The organism is Blautia sp. DFI.6.71 (assembly GCF_020593585.1).
Lineage (GTDB): Bacteria > Bacillota > Clostridia > Lachnospirales > Lachnospiraceae > Blautia_A > Blautia_A wexlerae.
This window is the reverse complement of sequence record NZ_JAJDMJ010000020.1, coordinates 30,173-56,887: the sequence shown is the minus strand read 5'-3', so window position 1 is coordinate 56,887 and position 26,715 is coordinate 30,173. Positions and strand designations below refer to the sequence as shown.

General features: G+C 42.5%; 21 protein-coding genes and 4 pseudogenes. 22 read left to right on the top strand and 3 right to left on the bottom strand.

The features are described 5' to 3' along the window. Positions 1-163: 163 nt before the first annotated feature. Positions 164-619, bottom strand: coding sequence for a CYTH domain-containing protein (locus LJE12_RS10360; RefSeq protein ID WP_008706005.1), 456 nt, complete (start codon positions 617-619; stop codon positions 164-166). A 393-nt stretch (positions 620-1,012) separates the two neighbouring features. On the opposite strand from LJE12_RS10360, the gene LJE12_RS10355 reads away from it, so the two are divergent. From LJE12_RS10355 to LJE12_RS10275, 17 genes and pseudogenes are all read left to right on the top strand, one after another. Next, entirely contained in the window at positions 1,013-1,972 is a 960-nt protein-coding gene (locus LJE12_RS10355) for a phosphatidylglycerol lysyltransferase domain-containing protein (RefSeq protein ID WP_195284364.1), read from the top strand. Positions 1,973-1,977: 5 nt separating this feature from the next. Then, a complete protein-coding gene (locus tag LJE12_RS10350) occupies positions 1,978-4,929 on the top strand; it encodes an MFS transporter (RefSeq protein WP_227226921.1) in 2,952 nt (983 codons plus the stop codon). Then, on the top strand, positions 4,908-6,596 hold the full coding sequence (locus tag LJE12_RS10345) for a SpoIIE family protein phosphatase (protein WP_195284363.1): 1,689 nt from the start codon (positions 4,908-4,910) through the stop codon (positions 6,594-6,596). Before LJE12_RS10350 ends, LJE12_RS10345 begins: the two co-directional genes overlap by 22 nt. A gap of 60 nt (positions 6,597-6,656) precedes the next feature. Then, a complete protein-coding gene (locus LJE12_RS10340) occupies positions 6,657-8,093 on the top strand; it encodes a M20 family metallopeptidase (protein ID WP_227226920.1) in 1,437 nt (478 codons plus the stop codon). 110 nt (positions 8,094-8,203) lie between these two features. After that, the gene (locus LJE12_RS10335) at positions 8,204-8,764 is read left to right on the top strand and encodes a DJ-1 family glyoxalase III (RefSeq protein ID WP_227226919.1); all 561 of its coding nucleotides are present in this window, start codon (positions 8,204-8,206) and stop codon (positions 8,762-8,764) included. Between the two features lie 239 nt (positions 8,765-9,003). Next, complete coding sequence (gene tig, locus LJE12_RS10330) at positions 9,004-10,290, top strand: trigger factor (protein WP_008705993.1); 1,287 nt, start codon at positions 9,004-9,006, stop codon at positions 10,288-10,290. A 94-nt stretch (positions 10,291-10,384) separates the two neighbouring features. Continuing rightward, positions 10,385-10,966, top strand: a complete 582-nt coding sequence (clpP, locus tag LJE12_RS10325; RefSeq protein ID WP_008705991.1) for an ATP-dependent Clp endopeptidase proteolytic subunit ClpP — start codon at positions 10,385-10,387, stop codon at positions 10,964-10,966. 75 nt (positions 10,967-11,041) lie between these two features. Then, positions 11,042-12,358 carry an ATP-dependent Clp protease ATP-binding subunit ClpX gene (clpX, locus tag LJE12_RS10320; RefSeq protein ID WP_026649519.1) on the top strand — a complete coding sequence of 439 codons (1,317 nt, stop codon included), beginning with the start codon at positions 11,042-11,044 and terminating at the stop codon, positions 12,356-12,358. Positions 12,359-12,378: 20 nt separating this feature from the next. After that, positions 12,379-14,691: an endopeptidase La gene (gene lon / locus LJE12_RS10315; protein WP_173702485.1), complete on the top strand. Its 2,313-nt coding sequence runs from the start codon at positions 12,379-12,381 to the stop codon at positions 14,689-14,691. Between the two features lie 57 nt (positions 14,692-14,748). Then, complete coding sequence (yihA, locus tag LJE12_RS10310; RefSeq protein ID WP_008705985.1) at positions 14,749-15,354, top strand: ribosome biogenesis GTP-binding protein YihA/YsxC; 606 nt, start codon at positions 14,749-14,751, stop codon at positions 15,352-15,354. An 87-nt stretch (positions 15,355-15,441) separates the two neighbouring features. After that, positions 15,442-16,287, top strand: a complete 846-nt coding sequence (locus tag LJE12_RS10305) for an energy-coupling factor transporter ATPase (RefSeq protein ID WP_025580712.1) — start codon at positions 15,442-15,444, stop codon at positions 16,285-16,287. Continuing rightward, positions 16,278-17,123: pseudogene (locus LJE12_RS10300) on the top strand (energy-coupling factor transporter ATPase); the annotation flags it as partial. The gene LJE12_RS10305 and the pseudogene LJE12_RS10300, both read left to right, overlap by 10 nt. Before the next feature lie 227 nt (positions 17,124-17,350). Further along, the gene (locus tag LJE12_RS10295) at positions 17,351-18,154 is read left to right on the top strand and encodes an energy-coupling factor transporter transmembrane component T family protein (protein ID WP_196002762.1); all 804 of its coding nucleotides are present in this window, start codon (positions 17,351-17,353) and stop codon (positions 18,152-18,154) included. A 118-nt stretch (positions 18,155-18,272) separates the two neighbouring features. Then, the gene (gene truA, locus LJE12_RS10290) at positions 18,273-19,013 is read left to right on the top strand and encodes a tRNA pseudouridine(38-40) synthase TruA (RefSeq protein ID WP_227226918.1); all 741 of its coding nucleotides are present in this window, start codon (positions 18,273-18,275) and stop codon (positions 19,011-19,013) included. Between the two features lie 327 nt (positions 19,014-19,340). Continuing rightward, positions 19,341-19,769, top strand: a complete 429-nt coding sequence (rplM, locus tag LJE12_RS10285) for a 50S ribosomal protein L13 (protein WP_008705976.1) — start codon at positions 19,341-19,343, stop codon at positions 19,767-19,769. 17 nt (positions 19,770-19,786) lie between these two features. Next, on the top strand, positions 19,787-20,179 hold the full coding sequence (gene rpsI, locus LJE12_RS10280; protein WP_008705974.1) for a 30S ribosomal protein S9: 393 nt from the start codon (positions 19,787-19,789) through the stop codon (positions 20,177-20,179). A 153-nt stretch (positions 20,180-20,332) separates the two neighbouring features. After that, positions 20,333-20,440 (top strand): annotated as a pseudogene (locus LJE12_RS10275) (CD1845 family protein); the annotation flags it as partial. A 73-nt stretch (positions 20,441-20,513) separates the two neighbouring features. Here LJE12_RS10275 and LJE12_RS10270 read toward each other — a convergent pair. Together LJE12_RS10270 and LJE12_RS10265 are read right to left on the bottom strand one after the other, a co-directional pair. Beyond that, positions 20,514-20,957, bottom strand: a pseudogene (locus LJE12_RS10270) (ATP-binding protein); the annotation flags it as partial. 195 nt (positions 20,958-21,152) lie between these two features. Beyond that, positions 21,153-21,508, bottom strand: a pseudogene (locus tag LJE12_RS10265) (helix-turn-helix domain-containing protein). Positions 21,509-21,672: 164 nt separating this feature from the next. On the opposite strand from LJE12_RS10265, the gene LJE12_RS10260 reads away from it, so the two are divergent. From LJE12_RS10260 to LJE12_RS10240, 5 genes are all read left to right on the top strand, one after another. Then, positions 21,673-21,861 carry a helix-turn-helix domain-containing protein gene (locus LJE12_RS10260; protein WP_008705968.1) on the top strand — a complete coding sequence of 63 codons (189 nt, stop codon included), beginning with the start codon at positions 21,673-21,675 and terminating at the stop codon, positions 21,859-21,861. After that, on the top strand, positions 21,854-22,540 hold the full coding sequence (locus LJE12_RS10255) for a response regulator transcription factor (protein WP_118330994.1): 687 nt from the start codon (positions 21,854-21,856) through the stop codon (positions 22,538-22,540). Before LJE12_RS10260 ends, LJE12_RS10255 begins: the two co-directional genes overlap by 8 nt. Before the next feature lie 8 nt (positions 22,541-22,548). Continuing rightward, the gene (locus LJE12_RS10250) at positions 22,549-23,586 is read left to right on the top strand and encodes a sensor histidine kinase (RefSeq protein WP_118566995.1); all 1,038 of its coding nucleotides are present in this window, start codon (positions 22,549-22,551) and stop codon (positions 23,584-23,586) included. A 112-nt stretch (positions 23,587-23,698) separates the two neighbouring features. Then, a complete protein-coding gene (locus LJE12_RS10245; protein WP_008705963.1) occupies positions 23,699-24,382 on the top strand; it encodes an ABC transporter ATP-binding protein in 684 nt (227 codons plus the stop codon). Then, the gene (locus LJE12_RS10240; protein WP_055153207.1) at positions 24,379-26,712 is read left to right on the top strand and encodes an ABC transporter permease; all 2,334 of its coding nucleotides are present in this window, start codon (positions 24,379-24,381) and stop codon (positions 26,710-26,712) included. The genes LJE12_RS10245 and LJE12_RS10240 overlap by 4 nt, the downstream gene beginning before the upstream one ends. Positions 26,713-26,715 lie beyond the last annotated feature (3 nt).

Below are 26,715 nucleotides of genomic sequence, written 5' to 3'. Positions count from 1 at the left end.
TCTGAAAATCCGCTAAAACCATAAAAAATCCGCTCAAACTCGTCACAAAGCGGCTCAGACAGTGAGCGGATTTTTTATAACGCGAATTTCCAGAACCTAAGAGTTACTACAATTCCTGCAAATACATATTAACAGAACAATATTTCGGAGCTGTTTTATTTTATTATAAATTTCCCTGACTCAGACGACTGTTATGATATTTACCGGAGTTCGTAACATCTTCGCCAAACCATACGGGTGGATTATAACTGAGCGCCTGTTCTTCAGAAGAAAATTCCACTTCTGCGAGATAGAGTCCTTCATAAGGAGCATCAAATACATCCAGTTCAATGGTGAGTCCATCTTTTTCCGGGATAAGATAGCGGGTTTTGGAAATGAGGATTCCGTCAGCTTTTGGACGCATATGTTCATAGGATTCTTTGGTAAGTGGAAGATTATATTCCTCGCGGGTCATAAGACCTTTGGATTTATAGGTAAGATAGTAGTTATCATCCTCTTTGCGGATACGGACTACCGGTGCGGTGGATAAGTAACCCTGTTCCAGTCTGTGATGTGGATAAGAATTAAGATCTGCAGGCAGATTTTCTTTGGATATTAAAAATTTGCGTTCGATTTCCATGAGAAATGTTCCTCCTTAAATATGAAATGACAGTACAGTTTTATGATTATGATAACACTTATGGTGAGTATGAGACAAGAAAAATATGTGTGATATTGAGAAAATAGAACTTATGTGGTTACTGTTCACTGGTAATATCCCGCGAGGTGTTTTTTGTGAGCGAAGGTCACAGAAAACCCGAGATATCCTGACGATAGAATAGAATAAAAATATGGCTTTGTGGAATAGCTTCGCAAAGCCATATTTTTATTATAAAGAATGAATATAACCAACAACTTTAATATTATGTTGGAATATTTGAAAAATGGAGATATAATATTTGTAAGTGCGTAGCTGTAAATATTTCTCACGATCATAGCTGGAGATTATGCACTGATATTCAGAGGAGGCCGTATGAAATCAGATACAAAAAAATATTATAAAATACCACAGAAAATGCTGGAAATCTTCCTTGCGCGTGGTTATCAGGAACTTAGAGTGGAGGATCAGAGCCTGTTTGATCCGTATTATGACAGTATGAATGAACACTGGTCAGCCAACACCAGCTTTTTGAATTTGATTGGATGGAGAGATTCCTATCCCACCTACTTCAAAATAGCAGAAGGGCTTTTAATCAATATTACATATTTGAATACAGAAGGGTATCCGGTAGCTGTTCCGTTTGTAGGAAACTATACGGAGGAAAAGATAAAGAAAGCTATGCAGATCCTGAAGGAAGATTTTACGGGATTTGATGCACAGCTGATCATTATGGATGTGGTTCCATGGATGCTTCCTTATTATGAAGCCAGCGGCATTCAGTTTGAAATAGAGGATAACCGTGATTATATGGATTATACCTTTACGCCTGAGCAGTTTCTGGCAGGTATGGATATGCAGGATGACCGTTACCGTTATAATTATTTCAAACGCAGATTTGCATATGAGACAGAAGAGATAACCCCTTTACATCGGGAGGAAATCCGGGAATTTATGGAAAGGGAATGGTGTGGGGAGAAAACTTGTGAGGAGTGCCACTGTGGCTGCCTGCTCCGGGTGATCGACAATCTGGTTCCTGTTTTTGATAAAATCAGGATTAATGGAATTCTTGTAAGAGTAGAGGGAAAAATGGCAGGACTTTGTATTGTGAGCTGCCGTAACGGACTTGGCGTATATCAGTATAAAAATGCAGTTAACCGGATCAAGGGAATTAATGAGTATTTGTTGCGGGAAAGCTTTGAACGATATCTGCAGTCTGCAGATACGATCAATTACACAGAAGATATGGGAGTTGAAAATCTGCGTTATTATAAAGAGCATATGGCGCCTGCCCATACTCTGCTATCAAAACTTACATTAACAGAAAGAGGTTAAGGTGCATGGAACATAAGAGAAAAAAACAGTGGATTTTAATAATTATGCTGCTTTTGACAGTATGTTCTGTTTTTGTAGTGTATGCAGGCAGGGAATGGATGTTTACCAATCCTTTTAAACCTTATACATTTTCTTCAGTATCCTATGCATCCGGAGATGGGGATGGATGTACTTATGTGATTGATGATTCCAACAGGAAAATATTGAAAATATCTGCTGACGGAAGGCTTTTATGGCGGGCATGTGCCTCTGATAAAAGTTTTCTGAGTGCTGAGCGGGTTGTGGCAGACGGAGATGGGAATGTGTATCTTCATGATGTCCGTATTGAGCAGGGAGTTCAGATTGCCAGTGAAGGAATCGTCAAACTGTCATCAAAGGGAAAATATATATCAACGGTTGCTTCTGTAGAAGCAGAGAAGGGTAGTGTAAGGCGCAACATTGTGGGAATGGTACCCACCGAGCATGGTGTGGTCTACATGCAAAAGGAAAAGGAGGGCATTCTGGTCAGTAACACAGAACAGGGAAGCTCGAAAGTTTTTTCTGTTGCTGATGCGCAGGACAGGATTTTGTGTTGTGCTTATGATAGAGACAGTGATAGTCTGTTTTATGTGACTTATGACGGTAAAATTTATAAATATACAGACAGCGGACAGGATGAACTGCTCTATGACAGTGATACAGTTGACGGAAGTATTCCGCAGGAGATCAGTTACTCGGATGGAGTGCTTTATTCAGCTGATATTGGTCTCAGGGATATCATACGGATACCCTGTGATATGGAAAATACAGGAAGTACAGACAGACTTACTGTGGAAGCGTCTTTGAAGGAAAGAGAGATCGCATATCATGTGAGTGCACCGGGAATCTTGGTTTCTTCCACCAATTATTCTGTTATATTGTGGAACGGAGAGGATTATGAACAGTTCTGGGACGTTCCGTTATCAGGAAAACTGCAGGTATGGAACTGCCTGTTGTGGGCTGCCTGTGCAGTGATTGTCGCTGCTGCTTTGCTTTTGGCGGTGACTTTGTTAAAGATACTGGTAAAAAAATTCAGCTTTTATGCAAAGATTACCATGGCAGTCATAGGGATTATTGTGGGAGTTGCGGCTCTGTTTATTGGCACCTTGTTTCCGCAGTTTCAAAGTCTGCTGGTCGATGAAACCTATACAAGAGAGAAATTTGCCGCATCAGCAGTAACAAACAGACTTCCTGCAGATGCATTTCAGAGGCTGGAAAAGCCTTCTGATTTTATGAATGAGGATTACAGACAGGTCCGGCAGGTAGTAAGGGATGTATTCTTCTCGGATTCTGACAGTTCACAGGATCTGTACTGTGTACTTTATAAAGTAAAAGACGGAACGGTTACCCTGGTCTATACCCTAGAGGATATCTGTGTGTCCTATCCCTATGACTGGGAATATGAAGGCACAGATCTTCAGGAGGTTATGGAGCAGGGGGCTACAAAAACCTATGCTACAAACTCAAGCTCCGGAAGCTTTGTATTTATCCATAGTCCCATCCGGGATAAAAGCGGAGATATTATTGGGATTATAGAAGTCGGAACAGATATGAACAGTCTGACAGAGAAAAGCAGAGAGATCCAGGTGTCTCTGATCATCAACCTGATCGCAATTATGGTAGTATTTTTCATGCTTACCTTTGAGGTGATTTATTTTATAAAGGGAAGGCAGGAACTGAAAAGACGAAAACAGGAGGAAAACAATAGCAGACTTCCTGTGGAAATTTTCAGATTTATTGTATTTCTTGTTTTCTTTTTTACAAATCTGACCTGTGCGATTCTTCCCATCTATGCAATGAAGATTTCTGAGAAGATGTCAGTACAGGGATTATCACCGGCCATGCTTGCAGCAGTTCCTATATCTGCAGAGGTGTTATCCGGCGCCATTTTCTCAGCGCTTGGCGGAAAGGTAATAAATAAGCTTGGGGCAAAGAGATCTGTTTTTGTAAGCTCTGTACTGCTTACAGCAGGACTTGGATTGCGAGTGGTTCCCAATATATGGCTGCTTACTTTAAGCGCCCTGCTTCTTGGAGCAGGCTGGGGAGTATTGCTTTTACTTGTCAATCTTATGATCGTGGAGCTTCCTGATGAGGAGAAGAACAGAGCCTATGCCTATTACAGTGTATCCTCCCTGAGCGGTGCAAACTGTGCAGTTGTGTTTGGTGGCTTCCTTCTGCAATGGATGTCCTATACAGCGTTGTTTGCTGTCACTGCAGTACTCAGTGTGCTGCTGTTTCTGGTAGCAAATAAGTATATGAGTAAATATACTTCAGATAACGAAGAGGAGAACTGCGAAACAGAAGATACACATATGAATATTGTTCAGTTTATCTTTCGTCCAAGGATTATTAGTTTTTTCCTGCTGATGATGATTCCGCTTCTGATCTGTGGATATTTCCTGAATTATATGTTTCCTATTGTTGGTTCTGAATGGGGACTTTCGGAAACCTATATTGGATATACCTATCTTTTAAACGGAATTTTTGTACTGATCCTGGGAACTCCTCTCACGGAATTCTTTTCCAACAGAGGATGGAAGCATTTGGGGCTTGCAGCAGCTGCGTTTATTTATGCAGCAGCTTTTCTGGAGGTGGCAATGCTTCAGAATATACCATCTCTTCTGATCGCACTAGCATTGATTGGAGTTGCAGACAGCTTTGGGATTCCATTACTTACCAGTTATTTTACAGATCTGAAGGATGTAGAACGGTTTGGATATGACAGAGGACTTGGGGTTTACAGCCTGTTTGAGAATGGTGCACAGTCTCTGGGTTCCTTTGTGTTTGGCTATGTGCTGGTCCTTGGTGTAGGCAGAGGCCTTATCTTTGTGCTGATTCTTGTGAGTGTGCTTTCAGCAGCTTTCCTGATCAGCACCACATTTGCAGCACACAGAGACAAAAAAGGAGGTCAAAGAGCATGGAAAAAAGACGAAAGCTGAATGTTGAACTGATTAAATTTCTCATCGGTTCTATGTTGGTGGTTGGGGTTTTAATGCTTCTTGGAAGTTCTCTTGTGAATAACAGACAGTATAGAAAACTCTATAATGATAAAGCGCTTGAAATCGCGAAGACGGTATCAGATCAGGTAAATGGGGATTTTATCGAAGAACTGTGTAAAGAGATAGACACAGAGGAATTTGAACAGATCCAGGAAAAAGCAGTAGCAGCTGATGATGAACAGCCGATTATAGACTGGCTTAAAGCGAAAGGCATGTATCAGAATTATGAGAGGATAAATGAATATCTTCATTCTATACAGGCAGATATGAATATTGAATATCTGTATATTCAGATGATCCAGGATCATTCCAGTGTGTATCTGTTTGATCCTTCGTCAGGCTATCTGACTCTTGGCTATAAGGAAGAGCTTTCGGAAAGATTTGATAAACTGAAAGGAAACGAACGCCTGGAGCCTACTGTGAGCAGGACAGAATTTGGATGGCTGTCATCTGCCGGAGAGCCGGTACTTTCATCTGACGGAGAAAAATGTGCAGTTGCCTTTGTAGATATTGACATGACAGAGATTGTCAGAAATACCATTCGTTTTACTGTACTGATGGTATGTCTTTGCATTCTGATCATCCTGGCTGCCGGTATGGACATATCCAGAAAAATCAAAAAGAGAATATCCAGGCCTATTGAACTGCTTACAGAAGCAACACACAAATTTGGCAATGGCGAGGAAGGGTATGATGAGAACAACATCGTAGATCTTGATATTCATACCAGAGATGAGATAGAAGAACTTTATCACGCAACCCAATCCATGCAGAAAAGTATTATTAACTATATGGATAACCTTACCCGGGTGACTGCTGAGAAGGAACGTATCGGAGCAGAGCTGAACGTGGCAACACAGATCCAGGCTTCCATGCTTCCCTGCATATTCCCTGCATTTCCTGACAGGGATGAGATGGATATTTATGCGACCATGACACCGGCAAAGGAAGTTGGCGGAGATTTTTATGATTTCTTTATGGTTGATGACAGGCATATGGCGATTGTTATGGCTGATGTTTCCGGAAAGGGAGTTCCGGCAGCACTTTTCATGGTTATCGGAAAAACCCTGATCAAGGATCATACACAGCCGGGCAGAGACCTGGGAGAAGTCTTTACAGAGGTCAATAATATTCTGTGTGAATCCAATGAAAACGGAATGTTCATTACAGCCTTTGAGGGTGTGCTGGATCTTGTGACCGGTGAATTCAGGTATGTAAACGCCGGACATGAAATGCCGTTTGTTTACCGCAGGGAAACCAACACCTATGAAGCCTACAAAATACGTGCTGGTTTCGTCCTTGCAGGGATAGAGGACATCGTATATAAGGAACAAAAGCTTCAGCTGAATATCGGAGACAAAATATTCCAGTATACAGATGGAGTGACAGAGGCAACGGATAAGGACAGGCAGCTGTACGGAATGGACAGACTGGATCATGTTCTGAATCAGCAGTGCTTAAGCAGTAATCCGGAAGAAACTCTGAAGCTTGTAAAGGCGGATATTGACGCTTTTGTAGGAGACAATGACCAGTTTGATGATATTACAATGCTGTGCCTTGAGTATACAAAGAAAATGGAGAATCAGAGACTTTTGAATAACTGTTGATGCTGTGAAGTGAAGTGCGGATATGTGACTGGAAATATAAAAAAGAAAGCGGACAACAGAATGGATCATACAGACGAATACATAAAAGAAATCTCAGAAAAAATCGACAGTAAGAAAGACTATTATGCTGAAATCAGCAATAAGATCTGGGAATTTGCAGAACCCAGATTCCAGGAATACAGATCTTCTGAATTGCTGCAGCATGTATTAAAACAGGCAGGGTTTTCCATCAAAGCAGATCTGGCAGGAGAGAAGACTGCATTTATTGCAGAATATGGATCAGGAAAACCAGTCATAGCATTCCTTGGAGAATTTGATGCACTGCCGGGACTTTCACAGAAGGCAGATGCAGCAGAAAGAATTCCTGCAAATACTGGTAGTTGTGGTCATGGATGCGGCCATCAGCTTATCGGAACAGGAACTCTTGCTTCTGCCATTGCATTAAAAGACTTTGTGAAAGAACATAACCTGCAAGGCACGATCCGTTATTACGGCTGCCCTGCTGAAGAAAACGCAGGCGGCAAGGCCTTTCTTGTACGTGATGGCTATTTCAATGACTGTGACCTGGCTCTTTGCTGGCACCCGGAGCAGGGGCGGCGTGCATGCTACGGAAGCACCAAGGCAAATTTCAGAGTATTTTTTACATTCCACGGAACTCCGGCCCATGCATCCATGTGCCCTGAACTGGGGCGTTCTGCGCTGGATGCAGTAGAGCTTATGGATGTGGGCGTAAACTACATGCGTGAACACATGATAGATGAGGCCAGGATCCACTATGCCATAACAGATACAGGCGGAGATGCCCCAAATGTAGTCCAGTCCAGGGCTCAGGTACTTTATGCTATCCGCGCCCCAAAAATCACCCAGGTAAAAGAACTCTATAACCGCGTATGCAACATAGCCAGGGGCGCAGCACTTATGACTGAAACTACTGTAGAAATACGCCAGGTAGCGGCATATTCAAACCTGATCTCCAGCAAAATCCTGGCAGATCACATGAATGCGTATCTGGAAAAACTGGGTCCGATCACTTACACTGAAGAAGAATATGCCTACGCACAAAAATTCCAACAGTCCCTCTCAGATCAGGACAAAAATCAACTCCCCACAATTGCCCGGGACTACTTCGGCCCCAAAGCTGCTGAAGTAATGAAAAAACCAATCTTTGAGCCAATGGCATACCAGAATCTGTACAGTGATCTCAAATACTCCACTGATGTGGGCGATGTAAGCTGGCTGGTACCAACCGTCCATCTCAACATCCCAACATTCGCAGCAGGAACCGCCCTCCACTCCTGGCAGGCAGCAGCCCAGGGAAAATCCTCGATCGCTCAAAAAGGAATGCTCTACGCCGCTAAGATCATGGCTCTCACAGCCATAGACTTCCTGCAAAAACCAGAGTTGGTAAATAAAGCCAGAGAAGAACTGACAAAAACCCTAAACGGTGAAACATATCCCAATCCATTGCCGAAAGACTTGAAACCAGAGATATGGTAAAAGCAGAAAGCTCCAAACAAACATTGTAACTCCAAACAAAAAATGCTATAATCCATTGCAGAAAATAGGATAAAACTTTTACAAAACAAATTAATCAGGAGGGACCTAAAATGAGCAAAAAAGTATACATTTTCCTCGCCGACGGCTTCGAAGACATCGAAGGCCTCACAGTAGTAGACATTCTCCGCCGCGCAGAAATCGATATCAAAACTGTATCCATCAAAGAAACCAAACAGATCCAGACATCTCACGGTATCACCATGCTCACTGATACAACATTCGCAGAAACAGACTTCGCAGATGCCGACATGCTTGTCCTCCCGGGAGGAATGCCGGGAACTAAATATCTGGCAGGATACAAACCACTTACAGACCTTCTGACAGATTTCAACAGCAAAGGCAAAAAAATCGCCGCTATCTGTGCTGCACCAAGTGTATTTTCAGGTCTTGGATTCCTCAAAAACCGCAAAGCCACCTCTTATCCGTCCTTCATGGAAATTATTGCAGGAGACGGTGCCAAGACCAGCGAAGACAATGTGGTAGTAGATGGAAATATAACCACCAGCCGTGGTCTGGGAACAGCTGTAGACTTCGCACTTTCCCTGATTTCACAGCTTGAAAATGACGAAAAAGCAAAAGAAATCGCAGAATCAGTAGTATATACCCGCTAAATCGTCCTCAAACCCTTATTTTTATGCGAAAAAACACTAGCACTTTTGGATTTTTTGTGCTATACTGCTACAATGACTGTAAATATATAATTGAGTTATAGAGAGGTCTCCCGCTTCTGCAACAGTGGGAGCGGAGCTTAGACTTAAATATATAGAAATAGGTAAAAACTGTGAATGATATAACGCAGCTGAAAAACCAGTCGCAATCATAACCTGAAAATTAAGGAGGAACATGTAACATGAGTTTACAGGTGGAAAAAATGGAAAAAAACATGGCGAAACTTACTATCGAAGTTGCCGCTGAAGATTTAGAAAAAGCAATGCAGAATGCATACCAGAAAGCAAAAGGAAGAATTTCCATCCCTGGATTCCGTAAAGGAAAAGCTCCAAGAAAAATGATCGAGCAGATGTATGGCAAAGGAGTATTCCTTGAAGATGCTGTTAACGCTCTGATTCCGGAACACTACAGCAAAGCATTAGCTGAATGCGAACTTGAGATCGTTTCCCAGCCGACAATCGACATCACACAGGCTGAGCCTGGAAAAGCATTCATCTTCACAGCAGAAGTTGCTGTTAAACCGGAAGTTACATTAGGTGATTACAAAGGTGTAGAAGTACCGAAAACTGAAATCACAGTAACAGACGAAGACGTAGAAGCTGAACTCAAGAAAGAGCAGGAGAAAAACTCCAGAACAATCAGCGTAGAAGACCGCGCAGCTCAGTTAAATGATATTGTAACAATCGACTTCGAAGGATCTGTAGACGGAGTACCTTTCGATGGCGGACAGGCTACAGAGTATCCTCTGACACTTGGTTCCAACACATTTATCCCGGGATTCGAGGAACAGCTTGTTGGTGCTAAAGTTGGCGATGATGTAGACGTAAAAGTTACATTCCCTGAAGAATATCAGGCAAAAGAACTTGCAGGTAAAGAAGCAATCTTCAAATGCGCAGTTAAGAAGATCGAAGCAAAAGAACTTCCTGAACTGGATGATGATTTTGCAAAAGATGTTTCTGAGTTCGATACACTTGCAGAGTACAAAGAGCATGTAAAAACAAATCTTGAAGATAAGAAAGCAGACGAAGCAAAACGTGCAAAAGAAGATGCAGCAGTAGATAAAGCAATCGAAAATGCACAGATGGATATTCCGGAAGCTATGCTTATGACACAGTGCCGTCAGATGCTTGATGATTTCAGCAGAAGAATGCAGTCCCAGGGATTATCCATGGACCAGTACTTCCAGTTCACTGGCATGACAGCTGACAAGATGATGGAAGACATGAAACCACAGGCATTAAAGAGAATCCAGACAAGACTGGTTCTTGAGAAAGTAGCAGAAGTTGAGAACATTCAGCCAACAGAGGAAGAAGTAAATGAAGAGATCTCCAAGATGGCTGAAGCATACAAAATGGAAGCTGACAAGTTAAAAGAATTACTTGGAGAGCGTGAACTTGAGCAGATGAAGAAAGACATGGCTGTACAGAAAGCAGTTACTGTTATCGCTGACGCTGCTAAGGAAGTTTAATTTTAAAGTAATCGAATTTTAAGAACCGGAAAGAGACAGGTTCAGATGTCTGCCTCTTTCGGAAAAAGTCAGCCGCGTAAATGGAGGCGTTTATATGAGTTTAGTACCTTATGTCATTGAACAGACAAGCAGGGGAGAGAGAAGCTATGATATCTATTCAAGGCTTCTGAAGGACAGAATCATTTTTCTTGGTGAGGAAGTAAATGATGTGAGTGCAGGACTGATCGTATCACAGCTTCTTTTCCTGGAAGCAGAAGATCCCGGTAAAGATATTCAGCTGTATATCAACAGCCCGGGCGGTTCCGTAACAGCCGGCATGGCAATCTATGATACCATGCAGTATATTAAATGCGATGTTTCTACCATTTGTCTTGGAATGGCTGCCAGCATGGGTGCCTTTCTTCTGGCAGGCGGTGCAAAAGGAAAGAGATTTGCTCTTCCGCATTCCACTATCATGATCCATCAGCCATCCGGCGGTGCGCAGGGACAGGCAACAGAGATCCAGATCGTGGCAGATCATATCGCACAGACAAAGAGAACTTTAAATGAGTTATTGGCTGCAAATACCGGTCAGCCGATAGAAGTTGTTGAGCGTGATACAGACCGGGACAACTATATGACTGCTGAAGAAGCAAAGGCATATGGACTGATTGACGGTGTAGTCATGCATAAATAATGCGAAAGATAAGACTCCTGTGAATCGTCACAGGAGTCTTATTAGTTAGTATAGAGAAAGGACAGACATAAATTCATGGCAGAAAAAATGAGAGAAGGAAAAGTAAGATGCTCCTTTTGCCAGAAGACAGAAGATCAGGTAAGAAAACTGATCGCAGGTCCGGATGGTAAAGTATTTATATGCGACGAGTGCATTGGCATCTGCTCAGAGATCATGGAGGAAGAATTAAATCCTTATGATGACGAGGTTTTGAATTCTGATATTAATCTGTTAAAACCGGAAGAGATCCATGCAGTTCTGGATGATTATGTAATTGGTCAGGATGCAGCAAAAAAGGCTCTTTCCGTTGCTGTTTATAATCACTATAAAAGAATCCTTGCATCAAAAAATTCTGATGTAGAGCTTCAGAAGAGTAATATTCTGATGCTTGGACCTACAGGTTCAGGTAAAACTCTGCTGGCTCAGACACTTGCCAGACTTCTGAATGTACCGTTTGCTATTGCAGATGCTACTACACTGACAGAAGCCGGATATGTAGGAGAGGATGTTGAGAATATTCTTCTCAAGATCATTCAGGCAGCAGATTATGATATTGAACGTGCACAGTACGGAATTATCTATATTGATGAGATTGATAAGATCACAAGAAAATCTGAGAATCCATCCATAACCCGCGATGTTTCCGGTGAAGGCGTGCAGCAGGCACTTCTGAAGATTCTGGAAGGTACAGTGGCAAGTGTTCCGCCTCAGGGTGGCCGCAAGCATCCTCATCAGGAGTTTCTTCAGATTGATACAACAAATATTCTGTTTATCTGCGGCGGTGCTTTTGACGGAATCGAGAAGATCATTGAGTCCAGACAGGATACCAAGTCCATCGGTTTCGGTGCAGAGGTTTCTGTTAAGGAAGACAGAAATGTGGGTGAAATCCTGAAGGATGTAATGCCGGAAGACTTTATCAAATTCGGCCTGATTCCTGAGTTTATCGGTCGTGTGCCGGTAGTTGTAACTCTGGATGCGCTGGATGAGAATGCGCTGATCAGTATTCTGAAAGAGCCGAAGAACTCACTTACCAAACAGTATCACAGATTATTTGAACTGGATGGTGTTGAACTTGATTTTGAAGATGATGCACTTGAACTGGTCGCAAAGAAATCTCTGGAACGTAAGACAGGAGCCAGAGGTTTGCGTGCGATCATGGAAGGTTCACTGATGGATCTGATGTATAAGATTCCGTCAGATGACACGATTCGCAAGTGTACAATTACCAAAGATGTAGTAGATGGCACCGGTGAGCCGGAGATCGTCCGCGGAGAAGCTCCTGCACAGGCGAAGACAGCCGGAAGCAGAAGAACGTCCCGGACACACAAGAAGGATAAACCGGAAACAGCCTGATGAAAGGGACTGAACAATAAATGACAAATCAGAATATAGTGCTGCCTGCGATCGCTCTCAGGGGGACTACCATCCTTCCAGGGATGATCGTTCATTTTGATGTGAGCAGGGAGCGTTCTGTCAAGGCGATTGAAGCTGCCATGCTTCATGACCAGAAGATTTTTCTGGTTACTCAGATTGATCCTGAGGTGGAATCACCGGATCTGGCAGGTGTATATCATGTAGGAACCATTGCCTATATCAAACAGGTTGTGAAACTTCCGCAGAACCTTTTACGGGTACTTGTAGAGGGAACGGGAAGAGCCACACTTGTGAAATTTGAGCAGGAGTTTCCGTTTATCAGAAGTGAGATCACACCTGTTGATGAAGAAGAAATGCAGATGCCGGAACCAGTGATGGAAGCCATGCACAGAAGCCTTAAGGAATTATTCCACAGATACTGCATGGAAAATGGAAAAGTCAGCAAAGAGCTGGTAGCACAGATTTTAAATATAGATAATGTTGAGGAACTGGTTGAGCAGATTGCCGTAAATATTCCTTTATCTTATCAGAATAAGCAGAAGATCCTGGAGGCACTTACACTGGAGGAACGTTATGAAGTTCTGGGTGCAATCCTTGGAAATGAGATTGAGATCATGCAGATTGGCAGAGATCTCCAGAAAAAAGTGAAGGCCAGAATTGATAAGAATCAGAGAGAATATATTCTCAGAGAGCAGCTGAAACTGATACGTGAGGAACTGGGTGAGGATAATACTGAGGATGACGCAGAGGAGTTTAAGAAGAAACTCCAGGAACTTCAGGCCGGCGATGAGGTAAAAGAGAAGATCAGCAAAGAAATCGAGAGATTTAAGAATACCAACAGCAATGTATCTGAGAATGCAGTACTGCGTGGTTATATTGAGACCATGCTGGCACTTCCGTGGGAGAAGAAATCCACAGATTCTGATGATCTGAAAGAAGCATGGAAAGTACTTCAGGAAGGTCATTACGGTCTGAAAGATGTGAAGGAGCGTGTGATGGAGTTCCTTTCCGTCCGCAAACTGACACATAAGGGAAAAAGTCCGATCCTTTGTCTGGTAGGACCTCCCGGAACAGGTAAAACCTCCATTGCCCGATCGATTGCAGAAGCAATGCATAAGAAATATGTACGTATCTGTCTGGGCGGTGTGAGAGATGAGGCTGAGATCCGGGGCCACAGAAAGACTTATGTAGGAGCAATGCCGGGAAGGATCACTGCAGCATTACAGCAGGCAGGAGTGAGCAATCCTCTGATGCTTCTGGATGAGATTGACAAGACCAGCAGTGATTATAAAGGAGATACTTCTGCGGCACTTCTTGAGGTGCTTGATCCGGAACAGAACAGCAGATTTATGGATCATTATATAGAGGTTCCACAGGATCTTTCAGAAGTACTGTTTATTGCAACTGCAAACGATGTTCAGGGCATTCCGAGACCACTTCTTGACCGTATGGAACTGATCGAGATCGCAGGTTATACTGAGAATGAGAAGGAACATATTGCAAAGGAACATCTGATTCCGAAGCAGATGGAAGAGAACGGTATCGAGAAAGGTAAACTGACAATCCAGTCAGCGGCTCTTAAGAAGATCATCAACAATTATACAAAAGAAGCCGGAGTTCGAAACCTGGAGAGAACCATCGGACAGATATGCAGAAAAACTGCACGTCTGATCATGGAAGAAGATAAAAAGAAAGTTACAGTGACTTCAAAGAATCTGTCAGATTTTCTTGGAAAAGAGCATTTTAACTATCTTATGGCAAATAAGAAAGATGAGATTGGTATTTCCCGCGGGCTTGCCTGGACACAGGTGGGCGGCGATACACTGCAGATTGAAGTCAATGTAATGCCCGGAAAAGGTGAGCTGATGCTTACCGGACAGTTGGGAGATGTTATGAAAGAGTCTGCACAGGCAGGTATTACTTACATTCGTTCCATTGCTTCTGACTATAAAGTTGAGCCGGAATTTTTCCAGGAAAACGATATTCATGTGCATATTCCGGAAGGGGCAGTACCAAAAGACGGACCATCCGCAGGTATTACCATGGCAACTGCAATCCTTTCCGCAATTATTAAGAAGCCGGTAAGGGCAGACCTTGCAATGACCGGTGAGATCACACTGAGAGGAAGAGTTCTTCCGATCGGCGGTTTGAAAGAAAAACTTCTTGCGGCAAAATATGCTAAGATCAAAGAGGTGTTAGTGCCGGCAGAAAACAAACCGGATATTCAGGAATTAGATAAGGAAATCACAGACGGACTTACCATTACCTTTGTAAGTTCGATGAAGGAAGTGCTTAATAAGGCACTGGTATAAAATAAATGGTCAGTCAGTAAAGATTGACCATTTGTTGTGAAAAAAGAGAGGAAATCAATGGTTATTAAGAATGTATCATTAGATATCGTATGCGGTATTACCAGCAAACTCCCGGACACCAACAGACCGGAGGTTGCATTTGCAGGAAAATCAAATGTGGGAAAATCATCGCTGATCAACGGGCTGATGAACCGGAAATCTCTTGCCAGAACAAGTGCACAGCCGGGAAAAACACAGACCATTAACTTTTATAATATCAATGAAGCCATGTATCTGGTAGACCTCCCTGGTTACGGATACGCAAAGGTTTCACAGTCTGAGAAGGAAAAATGGGGCAAGATGATCGAAAGATATCTTCATACATCCAAAAACCTGAAGGCGGTTTTCCTTCTTATTGATATCCGTCATGATCCGTCTGCAAATGACAAGATGATGTATGACTGGATTCTGAACAATGGCTATGAGCCGATCATTATTGCAACGAAGCTTGACAAGCTCAAACGAAGCCAGGTTCAGAAAAATATCAAAGCAATCAAAGAAGGGCTGAAGCTGAGCAAAGATGGCATTATTATTCCTTTCTCTGCTGAGACGAAGCAGGGAAGAGATGAGATCTGGGCTCTGATTGACGAGTTGACCGGACTGGCAGCTACTGAAGAAGCCTGAAAAAATAAATATTCGCTGTTTACTGACGGGATTCTTTTCCTGTGAAAATAAGCAGCAGACAGACAAAATACGAGGACAAAAAATATTATGGGAATTATCAAGGCATTCAAGCTGGGATTTGACTATCTCAAGTATGATGAAGATGGTAACGTGCAGGATACGCAGCGTGCTGTCAATGATGTAAACCTGGACATTGAAGCCGGACAATTCGTGGCTGTTCTGGGACATAATGGTTCCGGAAAATCTACTCTTGCAAAGCACCTGAATGCGCTGTTGCTTCCGACGGAAGGAACTTTGTGGGTAGATGGGATTGACACGTCTAAAGAGCCGGAATTATGGAAAGTCCGACAGAAAGCGGGCATGGTTTTTCAGAATCCTGACAATCAGATCATAGGAACTGTAGTAGAAGAAGACGTAGGGTTCGGACCGGAGAATATGGGTGTGCCCACAGAGAAAATCTGGGAGCGTGTAGATGAGAGCCTGAAAAAAACAGGAATGACATCCTATCGTTATCATTCTCCGAATAAACTTTCCGGCGGACAGAAGCAGAGAGTTGCAATTGCCGGTGTCATGGCAATGCGTCCGAAATGCATCATTTTGGATGAGCCAACTGCAATGCTGGATCCGAATGGACGAAAGGAAGTTCTTGAGGCAGTCAGTGACCTTAACAGACGGGAAGGAGTGACAGTCATTCTGATCACCCACTATATGGAAGAAGTTGTTCATGCGGACAAGGTATATGTTATGGACAACGGAGAAGTGGTGATGCAGGGAACACCCAGAGAGATTTTCTCACAGGTGGAAACTCTGAAAGAATACAGACTGGATGTGCCGCAGGTAACACTTCTGGCACACGAACTTCATAAAGCCGGAGTGGATGTTCCGGAGGGAATACTGACTACAGAGGAGCTGGTGAATGCCTTATGTCAATAGAATTAAAAAATGTAACTTATACCTACAGTCCGGGAACTGCCTATGAGATCCATGCGCTGAAAGATATCAATCTTTCTATTCCGGACGGACAGTTTATCGGAATTATCGGACATACAGGAAGTGGGAAATCTACACTGATCCAGCATTTCAATGCGCTGATCCGTCCAACTTCCGGTACGATCACTTATAATGGAGAGGATATCTGGGGAGAGAAATATGATCGTCGTGCCCTGCGAAGCGAGGTTGGTCTTGTATTTCAGTATCCGGAGCATCAGCTCTTTGAGAATGATGTGCTTTCTGATGTATGCTTTGGTCCCATGAATCAGGGATTATCCAGGGAAGAGGCAGAAGTAGAAGCAAAGAAAGCACTGCAGCACGTAGGTTTCAAGGAGAAAAATTTCAGTAAATCCCCTTTTGAGCTTTCCGGCGGACAGAAGAAAAGAGTTGCTATTGCCGGTGTACTGGCAATGAATCCGAAAATTCTTATTCTGGATGAGCCAACTGCAGGTCTGGATCCGAAAGGACGAGATGATATCCTTGACCAGATCGAAGAGCTTCATAAAGTAAGAGGGATTACCATTATCCTTGTATCCCACAGCATGGAGGATATTGCAAAATATGCGGAGAGACTGATCGTAGTCAATGACGGAGAAATCGCATATGACGATGCTCCCAAAGCAGTATTTGCTCATTACAGAGAGCTGGAAGCCATGGGACTTGCAGCACCGCAGATTACTTATATCATGCATGCGTTGAAGGAAAAAGGCCTGGATGTAGATGTAACTGCTACAACGGTGGATGAGGCAAAAGAGAATATCCTTGCAGTTTTAAGAAAATGTAATCCCGGGAAATTGTCCGGTGACAAACAATCTGTTTCAGACAGTCAGTCGAAAAAAGAAAATGCCAAAGCAGAAACCTTAATTAGTGAGATGGAAGCTGATCTGACTAAGGATGGGACGAAAGAGTCTCATTCAGATGTGCCTGATGAAGATTTAAGCATTCAGAAGGAAACAATGGATAAAAAGTCTGCAGAACAAGAAGAGAATGAGGGAGGGCAGGAAGTATGATCCGAGACATTACAATAGGACAGTATTATCCTGCAGATTCCGTTCTGCACAAAATGGATCCGAGAGCAAAGCTGGTGGGTACGCTGGTGTTCATCATCTCTGTCTTTGTATTCCATACATTTCCGGGATATGCAGTGGCAACTATATTTCTGGCAGCGATGATCGTTCTTTCCAAAGTTCCTGTGAAATTTATGTTCAAGGGACTGAAGGCAATCGTGATGCTTCTTATGATCACAGTGGTATTTAATATATTTCTGACACCCGGAAAGGTTCTCTGGCAGTGGGGAATCCTGCATGTGACAGAGGAGGGCCTGAAGCTGGCCGGAAGAATGGCCATCCGCCTGACGTATCTGGTGATCGGTTCTTCTCTTATGACGCTGACTACCACACCCAATCAGCTTACAGATGGTCTGGAACGACTTCTCAGGCCGTTAAATAAACTTCATGTGCCAATCCACGAGATTGCCATGATGATGTCTATTGCGCTGCGTTTTATCCCAATCCTTATGGAGGAAACCGATAAGATCATGAAAGCACAGATTGCACGTGGCGCAGATTTTGAAACCGGAAATATAATTCAGAAGGCAAAAAATATGATTCCGCTTCTGGTTCCGCTGTTTATTTCTGCGTTCAGAAGAGCAAATGATCTGGCCATGGCCATGGAAGCAAGGTGCTATCATGGAGGGGATAACAGAACCCAGATGAAGCCATTGCGTTATGAGTCCAGAGACTACATTTCCTATGTGGTGATGTGGGCTTATCTGGGAATCGCCATTGTTTTCAGAATTGTGGGAATCTGAGAAAGTACTGATATAATTTATAAAGATATTTTATATGCTGTAATCCGGTAGGAAAGGATTACAGCATATTGTTTATTTTGTTATAACAAAAGTTTTCAATTTTTATGGAGGAAAACAGATGAAAAGAATTGGTCTTGTAGTTGCATATGACGGCACCAACTACTGTGGCTGGCAGACACAGCCAAACGGGATTACTGTACAGGGGGTATTAAATGATACATTGTCCGAGCTTCTTGGCGAGAAGATAGAAACGATCGGTGCAAGCCGTACAGACGCAGGGGTTCATGCCATGGGAAACGTGGCAGTATTTGACACCAAAACACGTATTCCCGGGGAAAAGATTTCCTATGCACTGAACCAGCGTCTTCCGGAAGATATCCGCATTCAGCTCTCTGAAGAAGTAGAACCGGATTTCCATCCCCGTTACTGCGACAGCGAGAAAACATACGAATACCGCATCCTGAATCGCAAATTCCCGGTTCCGACAGAGCGCTTATACACCTATTTCTACCACTACAAACTGGATGTAGATAAGATGAAAGCAGCAACCTCATACCTGATCGGACAGCATGATTTTGCTTCTTTCTGCGGTGCAAAAGCGCAGGTAAAAACAACTATCCGTACAGTGACAGGAATTGATGTATGGCGTGACGGAGATATCGTAACCATACGTGTAACAGGAACAGGATTCCTCTACAACATGGTACGAATCATCTCCGGAACTCTGATTGAAGTAGGAAACGGACAGTATCCGCCTGAGAGAGTAAAGACAATTCTGGAAGCCTGCAACCGTGAAATGGCAGGTCCGACTGCACCGGCGCAGGGACTGACACTGATGGGGATTGAATTTTTTGATTGATAGTCAGGAGGAGAAAATCATCCGTTTCGATAATTGCCGGTGGGATAACTGATCAACAGTTTTTTTTGATGAAAAACAAAAAACGGGGGAGTAACGAAAAAAGTTTAAAAAACGACACAAAATCTATTGACAGAACAGAACCCTTATAATATAATAACCAAATGTGACGTAGTGCGAGATGCTTAAGCCAAATAGCCCAGGCGAAAGTATTTATCAGCGGTTTCGGACATTTCCGCATTTTTAGCACCGGCGTTTCCAATAACTTATATTCGCGGGAAATTCCGCGGTTAATTAAACTATCGTTGATAAATAACAGGAGGTAAAACCATGCAGACTTATATGGCTAATCCAGATAAAATCGAAAGAAAATGGTATGTAGTTGACGCTGATGGATGTACTCTTGGCCGTCTGGCATCCGGAGTAGCAAGCGTTTTAAGAGGAAAAAATAAACCACAGTTTACACCACACGTAGACACAGGTGATTATGTAATCATCGTAAACGCTGACAAGATCAAAGTTACAGGTAAGAAATTAGAGCAGAAAATCTACTACAATCACTCCGATTATGTAGGTGGAATGAGAGAAACCACATTAAAAGAAATGTTAGCAAAGAAACCTGAGAGAGTTATCGAGCTCGCAGTTAAAGGTATGCTTCCAAAAGGACCTTTAGGAAGAAGCATGTACACAAAACTTTTCGTATATGCAGGACCGGAACACAAACATGAAGCTCAGAAACCAGAAGCTTTAACATTTTAATTAGGAGGTAGAAAACATTGGCTAGCGCAAAATTCTACGGAACAGGAAGAAGAAAAAAATCAATCGCAAGAGTTTATCTTGTACCTGGAACCGGTAAGATCACAATCAATAAAAGAGATATCGATGAATATTTTGGATTAGATACACTGAAAGTTATCGTTCGTCAGCCTTTAGCTGCAACAGAAACAGAAGGCAAATTTGACGTATTAGTTAACGTTCATGGCGGTGGATACACAGGACAGGCTGGTGCCATCAGACATGGTGTTGCAAGAGCCCTTCTTCAGGCAGACAACGACTACAGACCAGTTCTGAAAGCTGCTGGATTCTTAACTCGTGACCCACGTATGAAAGAACGTAAGAAGTACGGTCTCAAAGCAGCTCGTCGCGCTCCGCAGTTCAGCAAGCGATAATCGACTGCTCAGACTATATCAAAATGGTTCAAACACCCCGGAAAATCAAGGTTTTCCGGGGTTTTCTTATACCTAAACGGGCTGATATAGTTTGACTTGATTTGACCAAACGAGAGCAGTTTTCACCCAATTTTTAGTGGTTAAATATAGGAGGTTATGGCATTTTTGATTAGCCCGATGGGATTGCCGCTGGCTGCAATCTGGCTGTTGGGCAAGGTGCAGAGTTTGAAATTTGCGATCCAGGATTGGGCGTATGGGTAAATGATGTGAATATAATTTGGAATGAAAAGAAGCAGGACAATGGGAGATGAGACCCAATACCCTGCTTCTCTGTTTATTCGGAACGAACTGTAATATATTTTTGATTGCGACTTTTAGGTTTATCGGGAATAGTCATTTCTAATTGCCCGGATTCTAAAAGCGGATTGATATGCTTCAAAGTGAAGTTTCTTAAATCTTTGAAGCCGCAAAATACTGCAAGCTCTTTCTTGGATTTTGGTGTTGTGCAAAAAGCCAAAATCTGTTTGGACATCGTTGATAGTTCAATATCTTGGTGGGTAACTTGGTGGGTATCACCCTCTAAGTTGTAGTTTACATTTTTCAAAATAACTCTGAAATCTGTCGCTGTTGAGGAAAATTCGGGCTTATATGCCTCTGTGTATCCAGGCAGCTTTTCAGTTTCACTGACGATTTTGCGCAGACCACTTCCACGGCGTTCCATGTACTTCATGCGGTGGAACAGGTCAGCAATCACAGGGTTTCGTCGCATGGAACGGATACCGCGCAGCCACAGAATGAAATTCTGTGTTCAAAGGGGCTTGGGGGCGCTGCCCTCAACAGGCAAGCGGAGAGGAAAATCACGGAGGGATTTTCTTCTCTGCGGGCCTGTGTGTATTAACACAGGCATTGCTTGCCTCTTTTCTCCGAAATTGAAAAGAACCAGTGAGAGAATCGTTAAATTTCACTAACTGGCTCAATTCGTTTCAAATTTTTCGGACAACTCTGTCAGTTCTTTCACCGTTTCCTGGGTGTGATGCAGCAGGGTGTCACGCATTTCTGGCGGACAGCTGGAATAAAGCATTTTCATCTGATTGACACCCTCATCCTCCAGAGAAACATCTGGATTTATAAGTGTATCTAAAGAGATGTGCAGGACCTTTGCCAATGCTCTTAAAATTAAATAAGAAGGATTCATTTTCCCCTTTTCGATATTGGCGATTTGCTTTACAGAAACATGGCTCAGATCCGCAAGCTCCTGTTGTGTCAGTTCTTTATTCTTTCGGGCTTCCCGCATTTTTGCCCTAAAGCAGTTAAATCATCAATCGGCATAATCGTTCACCTTAATAATATTGTATCGTTCCGGTTTATGTGATGGAATGACCTTATTATGCCTGAAAAACTGTACGATTATGCCGATTTTATAAAGCTGCGATTGGTGATAAGCTTGTATTGTTCGAGGCAAAGAACTATAATGTACGCTGTGGAGGTGCAGAATGGATTATATGACACTAAAAGAGGCCGCCGAAAAATGGGGCGTGACACCTCGTAGAGTAAATTACTATTGTGCCGCCGGGCGCATATCTGGAGCTGTAAAGATGGCAACTATCTGGCTAATTCCAAAGGATGCGGAAAAGCCGATTGATGGTCGAACAAAACAAGGAAAGGTAAAAAAGTATGAGTAATATATTACTTCTTGAAGATGATCTAAGCCTGATTAACGGGCTTTCTTTTGCTTTCAAAAAGCAGGGATTTGAATTAAATATCGCCAGAACGCTCAAAGAAGCGGAGGAATTGTGGACAGACGGAAAATACGATTTGTTGGTGTTGGACGTATCTCTGCCAGATGGGTCTGGCTTTGAATTTTGCAAAAGAGTTCGACTTAAATCAAAGGTGCCAATTATTTTTCTGACGGCTTCGGATGAGGAAACAAGTATTATTATGGGGCTGGATATTGGAGGTGATGACTATATCACAAAACCGTTCAAACTGGGGGTTCTCGTTTCAAGGATTAACGCCTTACTTCGACGTGCAAATTCTTTTCAAGCAGCAGATACAGAATTGCAGTCGAATGGCATCAAAGTTCTTTTGCTGCAAGGACAGGTTTTCAAAAATGGGGAGCTGTTGGATTTGACTGCCGCGGAATACAAGCTACTGTGCTTGTTTATGAGAAACCCAAGCATGGTGCTGACAAAGGGACAAATTTTAGATAAGCTATGGGATTGCGACGGGAATTATATCGACAGTAGTACCCTTACGGTCTATATGCGTCGGCTTCGTATGAAGATCGAGGATAATCCAAGTGAACCACAAATGCTCCTGACTGTTCGAGGTATGGGATATAAATGGAATATTATCGGGTGAGGTGCAGAATGAAGATACTGGCAAATAAAGAAATCAAAAATCTATTTCTTTCGCTTTCACTGGTTTTGGGGGTTACATTTCTCTTAGCCGAGGTTTTTCTATGGCTGTCATATCGTCGGCTTTCTCTGTTATTGCTAATCCTTTTTCTATTGGCTGGCGGTGCTGTATGGGCAGTCTGCTTTGTATATTTTAATCGGCAAAATCAGATCATGGAGCAGGCGATATTACAAATCAATGCGTATCTTGATGGTGATTGCAATGCCCGTATTGAATGTGACAATGAGGGCGAATTGTACCGACTGTTTCATTCCATCAATTCTTTAGCGGCAGTGTTAAATGCCCATGCAGATAACGAGTTACGAGAGAAAGAGTTTTTGAAAAATACAATCTCCGACATTTCACACCAACTGAAAACACCGCTGGCAGCACTCAATATTTATAACGGACTCCTTCAAGACGAGGATATAGAAGTGTCCTCCGTGAAAGAATTTGCGTGTTTGTCTGAGCAGGAACTTGACCGTATCGAAACACTGGTGCAAAGTCTGCTCAAGATTACAAGATTGGATGCCGGAGCCATTGTCTTGGAAAAGAACGCAGAAAATGTTGCAGATATGATGCGGGATATTGAACTGCATTTTGCATATAGAGCCAGACAGGAAAAGAAAGAAATCATTCTGTCTGGCTCGGATCATCTTTCTCTTTTTTGTGATCGTGATTGGTTGAATGAGGCAATCGACAATATTGTGAAAAATGCGTTTGACCATACAGAAAGTGGTGCAACAATTCGTGTTGCGTGGAAGGAGTTGCCGTCTGGTGTCCAAATTGTGATAACGGATAATGGATGCGGCATCCACCCAGAGGATATACATCACATCTTCAAGCGGTTTTATCGCAGTCGTTTTTCTAAGGACAAGCAAGGGATTGGACTGGGATTACCTTTGGCAAAGGCAATCGTTGAAGCACATAACGGCACCATTGAGGTTGACAGCGAATTAGGTATCGGGACAACTTTCACAATGAATTTTTTGATTCCTACAAAATTGTAGGCTGGCTGTAGGCTTACAGTAAGATTCAGGTGCTATTCTCTCACACATAGGCAGGACAAACAAAGACAGCCTGCCTATATCGCAAAATCATTCAGAAAGAGGTGTTTACACTATGAACTTATTAGAAGTCAAAAATATCAGTAAGACCTATGGCAACGGAGAAACCGCTGTCAAGGCATTAAAGGATGTCAGCTTTTCTGTTCCAAAGGGCGAGTATGTGGCAATCGTCGGGGAATCCGGTTCTGGTAAAAGTACACTGCTGAATATGATCGGTGCTTTGGACACGCCAACATCTGGCAAGGTTCTGATTGACGGCAAGGACATTTTTGCCATGAACGATCGAAAGCTGACCGTTTTCCGCCGGAGGAATATCGGCTTTATCTTTCAGGCGTTTAACCTTATCCCGGAGTTGACGGTGGAACAAAATATTATTTTTCCGCTGTTGTTGGATTATCAAAAGCCGGATAAGAGATATTTGGAGGAACTGCTGACGGTTTTGAATTTGAAAGATCGTCGTAATCATTTACCCAGTCAGCTTTCCGGCGGTCAACAGCAGAGAGTGGCGATTGGCCGCGCATTGATTACCCGTCCTTCTCTGATTCTGGCAGACGAGCCAACAGGAAATTTGGACTCACAAAACAGCAGTGAGGTCATAGCATTGCTCAAAGAAACATCGAAAAAATACGAGCAGACCATCATTATGATTACCCACAACCGCAGTATTGCGCAAACGGCAGACCGGGTATTACAGGTATCAGATGGCACTTTGACTGATTTTGGGAGGTGCCGTGAATGAAAAGCTATCTTAGTCTCATTCCCATCTCCGCAAAGGTGCGCAAGCGGCAAAATCGTATGACTGTCTTGTGTATTATCATTTCGGTGTTTCTTGTCACAGCTATTTTCAGTGTTGCTGACATGATGATACGAACAGAAAGCGATTTTATGATAAGTAACCATGGAAACTGGCACATTGCAATAAAAAATATTTCACAGAACAATGCGGATGAAATCAGTAATCGTTCAGATGTTACAGCAGTTGGTGTAGCTTCTCAATTTAATTTTGAAGGAGAACAACCGTACCGAGTCAACGAAAAACGAACTGTTTTGTATGGCACCGATGAAGTCTATATTACTCAGATTTCAAATGGAATTGTAGAAGGAACATTTCCGGCAAATGATGAGGAAGTTATGCTTACACCTAATTCTGTAACTGCTTTAGGAGTACAGCTTGGGGATAGTGTAACCTTACATACCCCTGCTGGAGATCGGACATTTACAATCTCTGGCTTTGGCACAGATGATGAAAGCTATTATAACAATCAGACTTATTTGATAGGCTCTTATCTGACACAAAGTGCATTTACTTCTGTTATGGCACAAAACGGAGTAACAAACAATGAGTTGACTTATTATGTGCAGTTTGAAAGTGCAGCGAAAGCGGCAAATGCAATAACAGAACTACAGACACAGTACCAATTATCCGATGGGAGTATTTCTGAAAATACCGGCGTTATGGGCATGGCTGGGCAAAGCAACAATACAGCGATGCAGAGTATGTACGGATTGGCAGCAATTCTATTTGTTTTAGTGTTGTTGGCAGGAATATTGATGATTTCTGGCAGTATGAATAGCATCATTGCGCAACGAACTCAATTTTTTGGAATGTTGCGTTGCATTGGTGCAAGTCGTCAACAAATTATCCGCTTTGTCCGTTTGGAGGCATTGAACTGGTGTAAAACCGCGGTACCTATTGGAGTGGTTTTTGGAACAATAATTAGTTGGATTATTTGTGCCACACTTCATTATGGAATTGGTGGAGAATTTTCTACAACGCCAGTCTTTCAGATCAGCCCTGTTGGACTTATCAGTGGTGTAGTTGTTGGAGTGGTAACAGTATTTTTAGCAGCACAATCCCCAGCAAAGCGGGCTGCTAAAGTTTCACCCATATCTGCGGTTTCTGGCAATGTAGATAATAAATCTTCTGTTAAACACGCTATCAAGTTTAGCTTAGGAAAAATTGATAATTCACTTGGCATACATCATGCGGTTGAAAAAAAGAAAAACTGGTTTCTGATGACGGCTTCCTTTGCACTGACTATTATGCTGGTTTTTTCTTTTTCTGTAATTTTAGATTTTGCAAAGCAACTTGTTCCATCGTTGAGTGTCACATCAGCCGATATAGCATTATCCAGTTATGCAAATAAAATGGATATTGAGCGCAGCCTGGTCGATGAAATCAAAAAAATAGATGGGGTTGCAAATGCTTATGGAAGTAGCTATGTAGAAAACATTCCTGCAACATCTTCAAGAGCAGGAATAGACCATATCAATATTGTTTCTTATGATGATACACTTCTAGATTACTCAAAAGGTAGTATTGCTCAGGGATCATTAGATACAGTTTACGGGAACAGTAACAAAGTGGCAACCGTATTTAATAGAAACAATTCCTTGCACATCGGTGATACCATCCAGTTTGCAGGCGAAGAAGTTGAGATTACTTGCGCTCTATCACAAGGGTTATTCGGAGATGATTTGATTATTATTTGCTCACAGGAAACATTTGACCGTATCATGGGCGATACAAAGTATGGGCTTATTGGAATTCAGTTAGATTCAAACGCTACTGAAGAAACAATAGCAGAAATTAGAAGTCTTGAAAACGATGATATTATCATTACAGATCAGCGTGAAGGCAATAAACAAAATAATGCTACATATTGGGCTGCACGAATTGTTTGTTATGGCTTCTTAGCTATTATCGGAGTTATTTCGCTGTTTAATATCGTCAATAGTATCTCTATGAGTGTATCTGCACGAATTAAGCAGTATGGTGCAATGCGAGCTGTTGGTATGGATAATAGGCAGCTTAAACGAATGATTTCTGCGGAAGCGTACACCTATGCAATTTCTGGTTTGATAGTTGGATGTGGCATTGGACTCCCGCTTAGTCGATTTTTATATAATCGTCTAATTACACATTATTTTGGAATTGAGTGGAGATTTCCTATCCTGTGGTTTGGAATTGTCGTTGCCTTTATCTTCATATCTGCTATTGTGTCTGTTTATGCTCCTGCAAAGAGAATTCGCAATATGCCAATTACTGCAACCATCAATGAATTATAGTTT

Bases quoted from the DNA above. Each gene is read 5' to 3' on its own strand.
- LJE12_RS10345 (WP_195284363.1), top strand. From the start codon at position 4,908: ATGGAAAAAAGACGAAAGCTGAATGTTGAACTGATTAAATTTCTCATC.
- LJE12_RS10260 (WP_008705968.1), top strand. From the start codon at position 21,673: ATGGATTATATGACACTAAAAGAGGCCGCCGAAAAATGGGGCGTGACA.
- LJE12_RS10250 (WP_118566995.1), top strand. From the start codon at position 22,549: ATGAAGATACTGGCAAATAAAGAAATCAAAAATCTATTTCTTTCGCTT.
- LJE12_RS10295 (WP_196002762.1), top strand. From the start codon at position 17,351: ATGATCCGAGACATTACAATAGGACAGTATTATCCTGCAGATTCCGTT.
- rplM (WP_008705976.1), top strand. From the start codon at position 19,341: ATGCAGACTTATATGGCTAATCCAGATAAAATCGAAAGAAAATGGTAT.
- LJE12_RS10305 (WP_025580712.1), top strand. From the start codon at position 15,442: ATGGGAATTATCAAGGCATTCAAGCTGGGATTTGACTATCTCAAGTAT.
- LJE12_RS10335 (WP_227226919.1), top strand. From the start codon at position 8,204: ATGAGCAAAAAAGTATACATTTTCCTCGCCGACGGCTTCGAAGACATC.
- LJE12_RS10360 (WP_008706005.1), bottom strand. From the start codon at position 619: ATGGAAATCGAACGCAAATTTTTAATATCCAAAGAAAATCTGCCTGCA.
- LJE12_RS10245 (WP_008705963.1), top strand. From the start codon at position 23,699: ATGAACTTATTAGAAGTCAAAAATATCAGTAAGACCTATGGCAACGGA.
- truA (WP_227226918.1), top strand. From the start codon at position 18,273: ATGAAAAGAATTGGTCTTGTAGTTGCATATGACGGCACCAACTACTGT.
- LJE12_RS10355 (WP_195284364.1), top strand. From the start codon at position 1,013: ATGAAATCAGATACAAAAAAATATTATAAAATACCACAGAAAATGCTG.
- tig (WP_008705993.1), top strand. From the start codon at position 9,004: ATGAGTTTACAGGTGGAAAAAATGGAAAAAAACATGGCGAAACTTACT.
- LJE12_RS10340 (WP_227226920.1), top strand. From the start codon at position 6,657: ATGGATCATACAGACGAATACATAAAAGAAATCTCAGAAAAAATCGAC.
- clpX (WP_026649519.1), top strand. From the start codon at position 11,042: ATGGCAGAAAAAATGAGAGAAGGAAAAGTAAGATGCTCCTTTTGCCAG.
- clpP (WP_008705991.1), top strand. From the start codon at position 10,385: ATGAGTTTAGTACCTTATGTCATTGAACAGACAAGCAGGGGAGAGAGA.
- LJE12_RS10240 (WP_055153207.1), top strand. From the start codon at position 24,379: ATGAAAAGCTATCTTAGTCTCATTCCCATCTCCGCAAAGGTGCGCAAG.
- LJE12_RS10350 (WP_227226921.1), top strand. From the start codon at position 1,978: ATGGAACATAAGAGAAAAAAACAGTGGATTTTAATAATTATGCTGCTT.
- LJE12_RS10255 (WP_118330994.1), top strand. From the start codon at position 21,854: ATGAGTAATATATTACTTCTTGAAGATGATCTAAGCCTGATTAACGGG.
- lon (WP_173702485.1), top strand. From the start codon at position 12,379: ATGACAAATCAGAATATAGTGCTGCCTGCGATCGCTCTCAGGGGGACT.
- yihA (WP_008705985.1), top strand. From the start codon at position 14,749: ATGGTTATTAAGAATGTATCATTAGATATCGTATGCGGTATTACCAGC.